The sequence below is a fragment of the Mesorhizobium sp. Root552 genome (assembly GCF_001427285.1).
Lineage (GTDB): Bacteria > Pseudomonadota > Alphaproteobacteria > Rhizobiales > Rhizobiaceae > Mesorhizobium.
The window spans coordinates 19,863-33,485 of sequence record NZ_LMFV01000010.1 but is presented as its reverse complement, the minus strand read 5'-3'; the positions used below and the strand labels follow the sequence as shown (position 1 = coordinate 33,485).

Sequence of the window (13,623 nt, the reverse complement as noted above, 5' to 3'; positions counted from 1 at the left end):
AGCCCGTGCAACCTACGCCTTCCGTGAAAATTTCATGGCAGTCGCTTGCCTAACTATTGATTGCTGTTTCCGCACAAATCGATCTTGTTTCTGTATCGATCGATGCTAGATTGAATACATAAACTATCAATATGTGGACGAAATATACATTAGGTGCATGCAATTTAGTTTGGGAGGAAATCATGTTTGGAAGTTTTGCGCGAAAATTGGCGGCAGCAGTGTTTTGCCTTGGTCTTGGTGCCGCAACAGGGGTGGCACAGGCAGCGGACGAACCGCTAAAAGTTGGATTTGTCTATATTGGGCCGATCGGCGACGCCGGATGGACCTATTCCCATGACCTCGGCCGCAAGCCCTGGCAGGCTTTCAAGCGGGGTTGCCGCATAGATCGGGAAAGCGGGCAGGAACTCGCGTACGATTGCCGCCGCGCCAGTTCCCACGATCGTGGCTTCTTCCTTGCTAAGCGGAGCATTGCGCTTCGACGAGCGGTTTTCGACAAGCTTCATTTGCAGTTCCTCACATCCTCATGCACGTTCCGTCTCCCGACGGATCATCGGACAATACCTTCCCCTGCCCGTGCCAGCAGGCGCGGACGGCTCGATCTTCCAGCCGGATGGCTAGTTGGCTATTCTGCGATCTCGCTTTCCAGGGCCAGAAACACGTCCGCCGCCCTGCCGGCAACAAGATCGACATGCTGTCGCATCAGGTTGTGGGCGGTGTCCTCGTCTCCGGCCTTTATCGCGTCTGCAATGCGGTTATGCTCAACGACCGACCTTTGCATGCTCCTTGGCTGCGTCGTGATATGACGGCGATAAGCATTGAGGCGGTTGCGCAGCTTCCGGCTTTCCTCCTGCAGGAATTCATTGCGTGAACCCCGGAAGATCGTCTCGTGGAACAGATTGTTGGCGGCATAGAACCCGTCGTGGTCCTCCTTGTTCGCCAACGCGTCGCATTCCTTGTTCCACTTGCGCATTTCGGCAATCTCGGAGGTGGTCATCCGCCGCGCCGAAAGCCGCGCCGAAAGCCCTTCATACTCCGCCATCACCTGAAACATCTCGATCAGCTCCGCCGTAGTCAGCCGCTTGACCGTAGCGCCCTGGTTTTTCCGGATCTCGATCAGGCCGCTCGACGCAAGATGACGGAGCGCCTCACGTACCGGCGTACGGGAAACCTCGAAGCGGCGTGCCAGCGATTGCTCGTCGAGCCGATCGCCGGGCTTCAGGATGCTGTTCAGGATGTCGTCCTCGAGCAGCCGGACGAGACCGTCTGTCGAAAGCCTGGCCTCTTTCTCACCGTTGATGACTTCGCTCAATGCCGCCTCCTCGATCTGTCGTATTCCGATGCTAGATGCATCCTTGCCAGATTTGATGCAAGCGCCGTTCATATAGTCATTCAAGACTACTGCTTTACCGTTATCACCAGACACATGCTTTGATCCTTGCCTTCATTGACCGTGTAGTGCGGGTCACCCGGCTCAAACAGTACTGACTCTCCCTTCGTCAGGGTGAAGCGCTCCTTGCCCGTATCGAAAGTCATCTGGCCCTCCACCACGTAGAAAACCTGAGACCAGTCGTCGTGATGGTGAAGCTCGCCGCCGCCGCCGACAGGCGCCTTGGACACCTGTACGCAGAAATTGCTTCCCTGAAAGGGCACGATATCGAGAACGTTCAAGCCGCCGAAGTGATTAGGCGGGGTAATGCCGGTGGCATTGCCATTCTTCCATATATTCATGTCGTTTCCTCAATATCTTGAATAACCGGCTTAAGTGAGTGCCTTAGGAAATGTAGGCCATGTATGGGCTGATCACGCTGCGCACGGGCACCTGGATGATTGCCGGCTTGCCGCTGGCTATGGCATCGCCCAGAGCCTTCTTGATTTCGGCGGGATCGCGGGCGAAATAACCTCGCCCACCCAATCCTTCCGCAACCTTGGTCCAGTCGCGGCGCGGCAGGGTCATTTCGTAGGTCTCGCCAAAGATCTGCTCCTGCGGTAGCGCTATTGCGCCCCACATCTCATCGTCGAGCACGACGATGATGAAGGCGCGGCCGTACCGTTCCGCCGTGTCCAACTCGGAAATATGGAAGCCGACGCCTCCGTCTCCCACGAAGACCACCACAGGCGCCTTCGGGTCGGCAAAGCTCGCACCGGCGCCATAGGGCACTTCGGCCCCAAGAGCCCCCGACTGGCCCGCCCTCAGGTAACGGCCCGGAGCGGAAATGCGCAGGCGCGCATCAGCCCAGAAGTCGATATTGCCATGGGAAGTCACATAGATGGTGTTGTCGGGCGCTGCCTCGCTTACCGCATCGACGGCGGCAATCGGGTGGATACCTGCGGCGTCGCCTTGGCCAAGCTGCGCTGCGTGCTCCTTGTTCCATGCCGCAACCAGGCCGGAACTCCAGGCCTTGTCCGTATTCAACGCTGGCAGACCGGCCAGTATTTCGACAAAAGCGGCTGGTGAAGCGGCAACTGCAACATCGGCCCGCTTGTTACGATGCAGAAGTTCCTGATCCGAGCAGACCTGAATAATGCGGGCGCCTGCGCCAACCGAGTCACCAAACTCCAGGTCGAACTCGAAATGATGACCCAGCAGCATGATGCAATCGGTGTCCGCCAACGCCTGCTTCAATGTCGCATTGCAGGGTATGTAGGCGGGACCAAACCAGTTGGGGTGACGTTCACTGACGATACCCCGGGCCAACCGCATGGTGGCAAAGGCCAGGTTGTGCTTTTCGATGGTCTCGACAAGACGCTCGGAGCGGTGCCAGAACAATTCGTCGCCCAAGATCAAAAGCGGCTTCTTCGAGTTGCCGAGCAGCTTGATCGCCGCATCGGCATCGCTGGCGCAAACGCCGGGCGTGCCGGGAAGTGGCGGGCATGTGCCGATCGCCTCGGACGCAAGCGGCGTCGACAGAATATCGGATGGAACTTCGAGAAATACCGGGCCCGGACGGCCAGCCCACATATTGCGCCAAGCCATGTCGAGATATTCCTGCAACCGGTTGGGGTCGGTGCAGCGCGCCGCCCATTTGGTCACATTCTTCATGATCGGCAAAACGTCGTAGGCCATGCCCGCGCCGCGGTCGTCGGACTTGGTTCCCGCCTTTGCCCCAACGATGATGATCGGAGTGCCGGCGAGCGTCGCCACCAAACCCGGCGTCACGGCGTTAGTGACACCGGGGCCGAGCGTGACAACGGCAGCGCCGGCCTTGCCGGTTACGCGTGACTGCGCCTCGGCCATGAAGCAGGCCGCCGCCTCATGGCGAGCATGGATAAGCGGAAGCCCCTGGTTCGCACAGGCGCGATAGACAGCGTTGATCGGGCCGCCCGAAACCGAGAAGACATTCTTGACGCCGGCATTCTTCAGCCAGGCGACAATAGCCCCGCCTCCATCCATGCGGTCGTTCTTCTGAGGCTTGTTATCAGTATGCACGAGACTTTCCTCCGTCGAGGGCAATGGCTGTTCCGGTGATAAAACCGGCACGCTCGGATGCGAGCATGGCCACCATCGCGCCGAAATCATTTGGGTCCCCGAACTTGCGGGCTGGTACTTCAGCCAACCAAACCGCCTCTGCGGCAGCGCGGTCGAGGCCGTCAATTTCCATGCTGGACTTGACCAGGTACTCCATGCGGTCGGTGGCGAAGGGCCCCGGGCACAGACAATTGACCATGATGCCCTCATGGGCGAACTCGATGGACAACGACTTGGCCAGGCCGACAACCGCGAGACGCACGGAATCGGACAGAACCATGTTGGGCTGAACAACTTTCACGCCCACTGTCGTCACGAAGATGATTCGGCCCCAGCCACCGGCCCGCATATGCGGCAGAACAGCATGCGAGAGATCCACCAATGGCAGCAGGCTTTCATTCAATGCCTGCTCCCAGCCCTCGCGCGGAACGCTAAGAAAAGGTCCGGCTGCCGGCCCGCCCGTGTTTCCGACGAAAATATCGAGCCCGCCGAACTTGGCCACCACTTCATCGACTGCCGGCTTGAGCGTCGCACGGTCGGTCAAATCCATCGGAACGGCCAGAACGTCGGCAGCACCGGCTTCCTTCAACTCGGCCAGAAGATCCTGCATCGCAGTAACACTGCGCCCTGCAACCGCCACACGAGCACCCTCAGCCGCGAGCGAGAGTGCTGAGGCTCTCCCCAGGCCACGTGACGCCGCCGTTACCAGTGCACGCCGCCCTTTTAGTCCGAGTTCCATTCAGAAAGCGCTCCCATTTTGCCTTTAGATTTGGCTACCAACGTGTGAGCATGTTGTCAATTTATGTAGACAATCTTTTTTCTGTTGCATACAAAATTGTTTGATGTTCATTAGAAAGCAAGCTTGAAGCACCCACTTCTCAGGGAGACCCATCGTGAACGAACGCGTCATTATTCCTATTGTGGTTGGCACGAAGGTCCTGAGCGAAGGCTCGGACGGCATCGGTCAATCTGTGGACCCTGCAACCGGCGAAGTGGTTGCCACCTTTGCTCGCGCAGGCGAGGCCGAAGTGGAAATGGCAGTCGCGGCTGCCCGCGAAGCTTTCGACAATGGCCCGTGGCGGCGTATGCGCCCCTTCGAGCGCGGGCGTATCCTTCACCGCATCGGGGAACTGATGCTTCAGAAGCGCGACGAGATTGCGCGTAAAGAGAGCATGGACAGTGGCAAGCCGCTGCGCGACTCCTATTGGGAAGTCGATTGCTCCGCCCGTTTCTTCGAATTCTACGGCGGCGCCGCAGATAAGCTGCATGGCAATTCGATTCCGCTTGGCCCGGACTGGTCGGACTGGACCGTCAAGGAAGGTATCGGCGTAAGCTTGCACATCATCCCGTGGAACTACCCGTTCCAGCTTATCGCCCGTGGCGTAGCCCCTGCCCTGGCTGCCGGTTGTGCGGTCATCATCAAGCCATCCGCCGACACGCCGGTAACTGCCTATGAGTTCGTCAAGATCTGCCAGGAGGCAGGATTGCCGGAAGGTCTGGTAAATCTGGTCAACGGTCGCGGCTCCGTCGCAGGCGACCTGCTGGCGCGTCACAAGGGCGTCGACCAAATAACGTTCACGGGTTCGGTGCCTACCGGAGAGCGCGTGCTGGTCGCCGCCGCGTCTCACGCCATTCCATGCAACATGGAGCTCGGCGGCAAATCACCCCAGATCCTGTTTGCCGATGCGGACCTCGATAGGTCATTGCCAATCATCGCAGGTGGCTTCCTCACGCATTGCGGCCAGGTCTGCAATGCCGGCACGCGCCTTTTTGTAGAGCGTTCCATTCACGACAAGGTCGTTGAGAAGCTGCATGCCCGCATCAAGTCGATGACGCTTGGTGCAGGTGTCGAAGACCCGGACATGGGGCCTCTGATCAGCCGGTCGCACAAGTCGGATGTAGAGCGCTACTATGATATCGCGCGCAAGGATGGCGAACTGCTGCTTGGCGCTGACGTTCCGACGGCGGCTGCTTTGGCAAACGGCGCTTTCGTGCGCCCAGGCCTGGTCGTAGGCGCCAACAACAGCACGCAGATCGCGCGCGAGGAAATCTTCGGCCCAATCCTCACCGTGATCCCCTTCGACACCGCGTCAGAAGCCATCGATGGGGCGAACGATTCTCCGTTCGGCCTTGTGGCAGGTATTCATACCTCCAACATCGACAAGGCACTGGGTGTCGGATCGAGGTTGCAGGTCGGACAGGTCTGGATCAACTCCTTTGGGGTGGGGCTGGATGTCGAGTTCCCGTTTGGCGGCTACAAGCTGTCCGGCTATGGCCGCGAAAAGGGTCTCGAGGCCCTTGCCGCCTACCAGCAGGTCAAGAACATCGCCATCCACCATCCCCTGCCGGGCTGAAATGAGCGGTGCCTACTGGCACCGCGCCCTCAACCGCGAACGCCCTCATGCCGCCTTGGCCATGCCGGTGCGTTCGCGTCGACCCATCCTGAAAATGCCCTAGGAGGAGAAAACATGTCACTGGTCATCGAAGGCGAAGAGCATATCAAGGCGCCGATTGAAAAGGTCTGGGCTGCGCTCAACGAGCCGGAAATCCTGCAATCCTCGATCCCGGGCTGCACCGATCTGGTCAAGACTTCCGACAACAACATGAAGGCCACCGTCGTACTCGCAGTCGGTCCGATCAAAGCCAAGTTCGCCGGTGAAGTGACGCTAAGCAACATCCAGGCGCCAAACTCCTACACCATCCAGGGTGAAGGCAAAGGCGGCATCGCAGGCTTTGCCAAGGGGGGTGCCGATGTCGCCCTGACCGCGATCAGCCCGGATGAAACGCTGTTGAAGTATCAGGCTCGCGCCGACGTGGGTGGCAAGATCGCACAACTCGGCAGCCGCCTCATCGTTTCGACCTCCAAAAAGCTCGCTGGTGAATTCTTTTCGAATTTCAACAAGACCATTTCCGAGCAGGGCTGACGGCGAACGGCAAGAGGAAGCAGCCTGTAAAGCAGGTGCAAGCCGGCAAGGCTTGGCCGCTCCGCAGGCTGTAAATCAAACTTGCCCAGCCGACACGTCACTTAGCAAAAGGTGCAATTGAGATCGGCAACGGCCTTGATTTCCAAGGCCCAGCACGACTGATGTTCTTTCGGATGCCAGCGCTTGAAGGCACTAACCCTTGACGCGCTCATATATCGCGCGTTAGGCCGTCATATCACGTCTCACCACCTCAGATTGGCTTTCAAGCAATGGAAATCTTCACAGCGGCAGGGTTCACCGCGCTCCTGCAGGTAATTGCAATCGATCTTGTATTGGCCGGAGACAACGCAATCGTCATCGGGCTCGCTGCCGCAGGCCTGCCCGCCGAGCAGCGGAAGAAGGCAATCCTGATCGGCGTCATCGCCGCGACGGTCCTGCGCATCGGCTTTGCCATCATCACCGTCCAGCTCCTTGCGATACTCGGCCTCCTGCTCGTCGGCGGCATCCTTCTGCTGTGGGTCTGCTGGAAGATGTGGCGCGAACTGCGCACGTCGCACGAAGATGAACACGAAGCGACCGAAGCCTTATCCGACGCCGACCTGGATGGCGACAGGGTGGTGGCCGGCAAGGCAAGGCGGAAGACACTTGGCCAAGCGGCGACACAGATCGTCATCGCCGACGTTTCCATGTCCCTCGACAACGTGCTGGCCGTCGCCGGCGCCGCGCGCGACCATCTCACCGTGCTGGTCATCGGTCTCGTCCTCTCGATCGCGCTGATGGGCCTGGCGGCATCCTTCATCGCCAGGCTCCTGCATCGCTATCGCTGGATCGCCTATGTCGGCCTGCTCATCATCCTCTATGTAGCGCTCGACATGATCTATCGCGGCACGGTGGAGGTCTGGCCACACCTCAGCGTTGCCCTCGCCTAGACGACCAAGGCAAAGCGTATCCATGCGGCGGGAACTGTGATAACAGGCCCGCCGCAATCACTTTTTCTGGAAAATTTGCATGTCAACCCCTCGCGTGAGCTTCGTCAGCCTCGGATGCCCAAAGGCACTCGTGGATTCCGAGCGCATCATCACCCGCCTGCGCGCCGAGGGCTACGAGATCGCCCGCAAGCATGACGGAGCAGACCTCGTCGTGGTCAACACCTGCGGCTTCCTCGATTCGGCGCGTGAAGAATCGCTTGGCGCGATCGGCACGGCGCTCAAGGAAAACGGCAAGGTCATCGTTACCGGCTGCATGGGAGCGACCCCTGACCTGATCCGCGAGAAGCACCCGAACGTACTGGCGATCACGGGACCGCAAGCCTACGAAAGCGTGATGGCAGCGGTGCACGAAGCGGCTCCACCGGCGCATGACCCCTATATCGACCTTCTGCCGCCGCAGGGCGTCAAGCTCACGCCACGCCACTACGCCTATCTGAAGATTTCCGAAGGCTGCAACAACCGCTGCACCTTCTGCATCATTCCCGCACTGCGCGGAGACCTCGTCTCGCGCCCCGCCGCCGATGTGCTGCGCGAAGCCGAAAAGCTTGCAAAGGCCGGCGTGAAGGAAATCCTCGTCATCTCGCAGGACACCAGCGCCTATGGCGTCGACATCAAGTACCAGACGAGCGTCTGGCAGGACCGCGAGGTTCGCGCGAAATTCCTCGACCTTTCCGAAGAACTGGGCAAGCTCGGCGTATGGGTGCGCATGCACTACGTGTACCCCTACCCCCACGTCGCCGATGTCATTCCGCTGATGGCGGATGGCAAGATCCTGCCTTACCTCGACATCCCGTTCCAGCACGCCTCGCCGCAAGTGTTGAAGAACATGCGTCGGCCCGCCCATGGCGAAAAGACGCTGGACCGCATCCGTTCATGGCGAGAGGATTGCCCCGACCTGGCGATCCGCTCCACCTTCATCGTCGGCTTCCCCGGCGAAACCGAAGAAGATTTCGAGATGCTGCTCGACTGGCTTGACGAGGCGAAAATCGACCGCGCCGGCTGCTTCAAATACGAGCCTGTCAAAGGTGCGCGCTCCAACGACCTCGGCCTCGAGCAAGTGCCGCAGGAAATCAAGGAAGCCCGCTGGCACCGGTTCATGCAGCGGCAGCAGAAGATTTCCGCGGCTCAGTTGGCCAGGAAAGTCGGCAAGCGCCTGCCCGTCATCATCGACGAGGCGCACGGCAACGCCGGCAAAGGCCGCACCAGATACGACGCGCCGGAAATCGACGGATCAGTGCACATCCAGTCGCGCCGTCCGCTGCGTACCGGCGACATCGTAACGGTCAAGATCGAGCGCAGCGACGCTTACGACCTTTACGGAACGGCCGTCTGACCCTCGGTCAAAATCCATGAAAGCAAAAAGGGCGCCGCGAGGCGCCCTTTTCATTCTGCGGTTTTACCGCATGCCTTACTGCGGCAGCTTGTCGTCCACGCCCTTGACGTAGAAGTTCATGCCGAGCAGCGTCTTGTCGTCGGCAACTTCGCCGTCCTTCAGCCACTCGCTGCCGTCCTGCTTGGCAACCGGGCCGGTGAAGGGGTTCCAGCCGCCAGCAATCTTGGCTTCGGTTTCCTTCGCAGCAGCTGCAACGTCATCCGGCAGGTTGGTGTACGGAGCCATGAGCACCGCGCCTTCCTTGATGCCTTCCCAACGATCCTCAGGCTTCCAGGTCCCGGCCAGCACTTCGCCGATACGCTCGATATAGTACGGACCCCAATCATCGACGATCGCGGTGTACTGCGACTTCGGCGCAAAGGTAATCATGTCCGAAGCCTGGCCAAAGCCGTGCAAGCCGCGCTCCTGGGCAACCTGCAAAGGCGCTGTGGAGTCGGTGTGCTGCACGATGATATCAGCGCCCTGGTCGAACAGGGCCTTGGCAGCGTCGGCTTCCTTGCCCGGATCGAACCAGGAGTTCACCCACACGATCTTGACCTTGAAGTCAGGATTGACGGACTGCGCACCCAGCATGAAGGCGTTGATGCCCATCACGACTTCCGGGATCGGGAACGACACGATGTAGCCGGCGACGCCAGCCTTCGACTGCTTGGCAGCGATCTGGCCGATCACGTAGCGGCCTTCATAGAAGCGCGCGTTGTAGATGCCCAGATTGTCGCCCATCTTGTAGCCAGTCGCGTGCTCGAACTTGATGTCCGGGAATTTCGCGGCGACCTTGACCTCGGCATCCATGAAGCCGAACGAGGTTCCGAAGATGATCTTGCAGCCTTGGCGCGCAAGGCGCTCGAAGGCGCGCTCCGCGTCCGGGCCTTCGGCGACGTTCTCGAGGTAAGCCGTCTCGACCTTGTCGCCGAATTGCTTCTCGACCGCGAGGCGTCCCTGGTCGTGCTGATAGGAGTAACCGAAGTCGCCGATGGGGCCGACATAGACCCAGCAGGCCTTCAGTTTTTCCTGCGCCTGCACTGTCGCGGCGAAGGAAAGCGTCGCAGCGGTGGCTGCAAGCGCAATAAGCAGTTTTTTCATCATGTTACCTCTCTGTGTTTAGCCACTGGGCTTCTGCTTGTTGTTAGCGATCTGGCACGAATGGCTGCCCAAGGGAAGCTGGCGTATTCATCATGGTCAGGCGCTTGTTGCGCGAGATTAGAACAAGAACCACGATGGTTGCCAGATAGGGCAGCGAAGAAAGAAATTGCGAAGGCACAGGAATGCCAAAAGCCTGTGCATGAAGCTGTCCGATCCATACCGCGCCGAAGATATATGCGCCCGCCAAGACCCGGAGCGGACGCCACGAGGCGAACACCACCAGCGCAAGTGCGATCCAGCCGCGGCCCGCAGTCATGTTCTCGACCCATTGCGGCGTGTAGACCAGCGACAGGTGCGCCCCAGCAAGGCCGGCACAGGCACCGCCGAAGACGACCGCCAGATAGCGATAGCGGATAACCTGGATGCCAAGCGCGTGAGCCGAGGTGTGGCTGTCGCCAATCGAGCGCAGCGTAAGTCCGGTCCTGGTCCTGAACAGGAACCAGGCGACGGCGATAACCAACACGATCGACATGTAGAAGATCGGGTCCTGGCCGAACAGCAGGCGACCTATCACCGGTATGTCGGTGAGCACCGGAATATAGAGGTTGGGCAGGCGCTCGCCGGGAAGACCGACGAAGTTCGTGCCCATCATGCCGGACAGGCCAAGGCCCAGGATCGTCAACGAAAGTCCAGTCGCCACCTGGTTGGTGGCAAGCGAAAGCGTCATCACGGCAAAAAGCAGCGAGAAAATCGCACCAAGCGCTATACCCGCGAAAAGTCCGATCCACGGATTTCCGGTGAGGTACGCTGCGCCGAATCCGCCGATGGTACCCATCACCATCATGCCCTCGACACCAAGGTTGAGAACGCCGGAACGTTCGACCACCAGTTCACCGATTGCTGCAATCAGCAGCGGGGTCGCGGCCGTGGCAATCGTCATCAGAATGTTGACGGTGATATCCATCAGCGTGCCTCCTCAAGCTTTGCCGCGACTTGCGGTTTGGGCGCACCAAGACCGACCAGACGGATGCGGTAGTGGATCAGCGTGTCGCAACCGAGCACGAAGAACAGCAGCATGCCTTGAAACACCCGGGCAACCTTGTCGGAAATTCCGAGCACGCTTTGGGCTGCCTCGCCACCGAGATAGGTCAAGCCCAGCACCAACCCTGCGGCGACAATGCCAAGCGGGTTCAAACGGCCAAGGAAAGCAACGATAATCGCGGTAAAGCCATAGCCGGGCGATATGCTTGGCTGCAATTGGCCAATCGCGCCAGACACTTCGGAAATTCCGGCCAATCCCGCCAGCGCGCCCGACACCATGAATGCGAAGAACACCATGCGGTTCAGGCTGAAGCCTGCGAAGCGCCCTGCCCGTGGGCTGGAGCCGAGCACGCGCACCTCGAAGCCCTTCAACATACGGCTCATCATGAACCAGATCAGCACCGCGGCTATCAGCGCAAACAGGAAACCCCAATTGGCCCGCCCGGACATCGGCATGATTTCAGGCAGGACCGCGGAACTGTTGAACTGCACCGTTTGCGGGAAATTGAACCCCTTCGGATCGCGCCAGGGACCGCGCACCATCCAGTCGAGGAACAATTGCGCCACATAGACCAGCATCAGGCTGGTCAGGATTTCATTGGTGCCGAAACGGGCCTTGAGGAACGCCGGGATACCGGCGTAGAGCGCGCCGCCTACCATTCCCATCAGCAGCATCATCGGCAGCACGAACGGCCCCTGCATCTCCGGATAGAGCACCGGAATGATCGAGCCGGCAATTGCGCCGATAACGAACTGCCCTTCCGCGCCGATGTTCCAGATATTGGCCCGGTAGCAGACCGAAAGTCCGACTGCGATAAGGATCAGAGGCGCGGCCTTGATCGCCAGTTCGTGGATCTGCCACACCTCGGTAATCGGCGAAATGAAGTAGGTGAAGAGTGCCGTTGCCGGATTGACGCCGAGAAAGGCGAACATGAGCGCACCGGCGATCACCGTCAGCGCAAAGGCAATGAACGGCGACAGCATTGAAAACAGCATTGAACGCTGCGGGCGTTTTACCAGTTCGAGACGCATCACGCGACCTCCGCTGCATGTTCGGTATGGCCGGGTTCCGCACCACCCATCAGCAATCCAATCTTTTCGAAGGTGGCTTCGGCAATGGGCAGAGGTCTCGACAACTCACCATTATGCATGACGGCAATGGAGTCCGATATCTCGAACAATTCATCCAGGTCCTGGCTTATCACCAGGACGGCCGATCCGCTGCGCGCCAGTTCGATCAGTGCTTGGCGGATATGGGCGGCGGCGCCCGCATCGACGCCCCAGGTCGGCTGGTTGACGACCATGACAGCGGGCTTGCGGTCGAGTTCGCGCCCGACAATGAACTTCTGCAGATTGCCGCCGGATAGCGCGGCTGCCTCCGGGTCAGGAGCGCTCTTGCGAACGTCCATCACCTCGATAATCCGTTGGGCGGCACTGTAGATGCTGCTGCTGTTGACGGTGCCGCCTGTTCCCACAAACATTTTCCCGTCGGTCGCATGGCGCGACAGCAAGAGGTTCTCCGACAGCTTCATGCGTGGGGCAGCACCGTGGCCAAGCCGCTCCTCAGGCACGAAGGCCGCTCCGAGAAGCCGCCTGCCCGTTATGGTGAGCCCGCCGGCATTCTTGCCGCGTATGCGCACCGAAGCAGCATCTTGCTGCAATACTTCGCCGGAAACCGCCTCGAAGAACTCGCCCTGGCCGTTTCCGGCCACCCCGGCGATGCCGATGACCTCGCCGGCGCGCACCGACAGGTTGATGTTCTTCAACGGAATGGAAAAGGGCGTTGCCGGCTGGCGGCTGAGATTGACGATCTCAAGCAGGGATTGCGCCTTGTCGATGCCTTCGACGGGCTGGCGCACAACGGCATGAACCTCGTTGCCGACCATCATTCTCGCGAGTGAAGAGGCAGTTTCCTCACGCGGATTGCAATGACCCACCACTTTGCCGTGCCGCAGCACGGTGGCGCGGTCGCACATGCGCTTTACCTCTTCGAGGCGGTGAGAAATATAGAGGATCGATTTGCCTTCAGACCGCAGTCGTTCCAGCGTCTCGAACAGCTTGTCCGCTTCCTGCGGCGTCAGCACGGAAGTCGGCTCGTCGAGAATGATGAGCTGCGGCGTCTGCAACAGGCAGCGGATGATTTCGATGCGCTGGCGTTCGCCAACGGACAGGTCGCCGACCAGCGATTCTGGATCGAGCGGCAGGCCGTAGCTGTAGGAAAGCGCCCTCGCCTTGGCTGCGATCGTGCCAATCGGCGCGCCGTCATCCAGCGACAGCGCAATGTTTTCGGCCGCAGTCAGCGCTTCGAACAGCGAAAAGTGCTGGAACACCATGCCGATGCCAAGCTTCTTGGCCGCACCGGGGTTCGCAATGTTGACCTTCTGGCCATTCCAGAAAATGTCGCCCGCGTTCGGCTCCAGGGAGCCGAACAGCATCTTGACCAGAGTGGACTTGCCCGCTCCGTTTTCTCCTAGCAATGCATGGATTTCGCCTTTGGCAATCGCCAAGTCGATATGATCGCACGCCTTGAGGGAGCCGAATATCTTGGTAAGGCCGCGAACCTCCAACAGGTTCACAGCGTTCTCTTGTACACTCACAGTGCCTCCCATCCGGTATGCCAGATATGTTCTGTGTTCCCAAAGCTATCGTAGGCGCGACTGGGAAATTACGCAAAGCGTCCCGCAGTTTGAAAGAGCTTCAAGAATTTCAGGGCCAGTTGGGAATGCT

At 59.7% G+C, this 13,623-nt stretch carries 13 protein-coding genes; 4 read left to right on the top strand and 9 right to left on the bottom strand.

Annotated features, from left to right (window positions below; genetic code table 11):
* Positions 1-275 precede the first annotated feature (275 nt).
* From ASD50_RS22950 to ASD50_RS05740, 5 genes are all read right to left on the bottom strand, one after another.
* A complete protein-coding gene (locus ASD50_RS22950) occupies positions 276-503 on the bottom strand; it encodes a hypothetical protein (RefSeq protein WP_056237249.1) in 228 nt (75 codons plus the stop codon).
* Between the two features lie 119 nt (positions 504-622).
* Positions 623-1,309, bottom strand: coding sequence for a GntR family transcriptional regulator (locus ASD50_RS05755; RefSeq protein WP_200952380.1), 687 nt, complete (start codon positions 1,307-1,309; stop codon positions 623-625).
* An 86-nt stretch (positions 1,310-1,395) separates the two neighbouring features.
* Positions 1,396-1,728 carry a cupin domain-containing protein gene (locus ASD50_RS05750; RefSeq protein ID WP_056237246.1) on the bottom strand — a complete coding sequence of 111 codons (333 nt, stop codon included), beginning with the start codon at positions 1,726-1,728 and terminating at the stop codon, positions 1,396-1,398.
* Positions 1,729-1,771: 43 nt separating this feature from the next.
* A complete protein-coding gene (locus tag ASD50_RS05745) occupies positions 1,772-3,427 on the bottom strand; it encodes a thiamine pyrophosphate-binding protein (RefSeq protein WP_056237242.1) in 1,656 nt (551 codons plus the stop codon).
* Complete coding sequence (locus tag ASD50_RS05740) at positions 3,417-4,205, bottom strand: SDR family oxidoreductase (protein WP_082549503.1); 789 nt, start codon at positions 4,203-4,205, stop codon at positions 3,417-3,419. Before ASD50_RS05740 ends, ASD50_RS05745 begins: the two co-directional genes overlap by 11 nt.
* A 154-nt stretch (positions 4,206-4,359) precedes the next feature.
* Between ASD50_RS05740 and ASD50_RS05735 the strand changes: the two genes are divergently transcribed.
* The 4 genes from ASD50_RS05735 (at position 4,360) to rimO (ending at position 8,712) form a co-directional block, all read left to right on the top strand.
* Positions 4,360-5,820, top strand: coding sequence for an aldehyde dehydrogenase family protein (locus ASD50_RS05735; protein ID WP_056237237.1), 1,461 nt, complete (start codon positions 4,360-4,362; stop codon positions 5,818-5,820).
* A gap of 114 nt (positions 5,821-5,934) precedes the next feature.
* Entirely contained in the window at positions 5,935-6,390 is a 456-nt protein-coding gene (locus tag ASD50_RS05730) for an SRPBCC family protein (RefSeq protein ID WP_056237233.1), read from the top strand.
* A 269-nt stretch (positions 6,391-6,659) separates the two neighbouring features.
* Positions 6,660-7,319 carry a TerC family protein gene (locus tag ASD50_RS05725; RefSeq protein ID WP_056237232.1) on the top strand — a complete coding sequence of 220 codons (660 nt, stop codon included), beginning with the start codon at positions 6,660-6,662 and terminating at the stop codon, positions 7,317-7,319.
* 79 nt (positions 7,320-7,398) lie between these two features.
* A complete protein-coding gene (gene rimO / locus ASD50_RS05720; protein WP_056237231.1) occupies positions 7,399-8,712 on the top strand; it encodes a 30S ribosomal protein S12 methylthiotransferase RimO in 1,314 nt (437 codons plus the stop codon).
* Between the two features lie 75 nt (positions 8,713-8,787).
* On the opposite strand, the gene ASD50_RS05715 is transcribed toward rimO, so the two are convergent.
* From ASD50_RS05715 to ASD50_RS05700, 4 genes are read right to left on the bottom strand one after another with little or no spacing between them, the layout of a single operon-like run.
* Positions 8,788-9,855: a BMP family ABC transporter substrate-binding protein gene (locus ASD50_RS05715; RefSeq protein ID WP_056237342.1), complete on the bottom strand. Its 1,068-nt coding sequence runs from the start codon at positions 9,853-9,855 to the stop codon at positions 8,788-8,790.
* A 43-nt stretch (positions 9,856-9,898) separates the two neighbouring features.
* On the bottom strand, positions 9,899-10,819 hold the full coding sequence (locus ASD50_RS05710) for an ABC transporter permease (protein ID WP_056237229.1): 921 nt from the start codon (positions 10,817-10,819) through the stop codon (positions 9,899-9,901).
* Positions 10,819-11,931, bottom strand: coding sequence for an ABC transporter permease (locus tag ASD50_RS05705; protein WP_056237227.1), 1,113 nt, complete (start codon positions 11,929-11,931; stop codon positions 10,819-10,821). The genes ASD50_RS05710 and ASD50_RS05705 overlap by 1 nt, the downstream gene beginning before the upstream one ends.
* Positions 11,928-13,505: an ABC transporter ATP-binding protein gene (locus tag ASD50_RS05700; RefSeq protein WP_056237224.1), complete on the bottom strand. Its 1,578-nt coding sequence runs from the start codon at positions 13,503-13,505 to the stop codon at positions 11,928-11,930. The genes ASD50_RS05705 and ASD50_RS05700 overlap by 4 nt, the downstream gene beginning before the upstream one ends.
* Between the last annotated feature and the right edge of the window lie 118 nt (positions 13,506-13,623).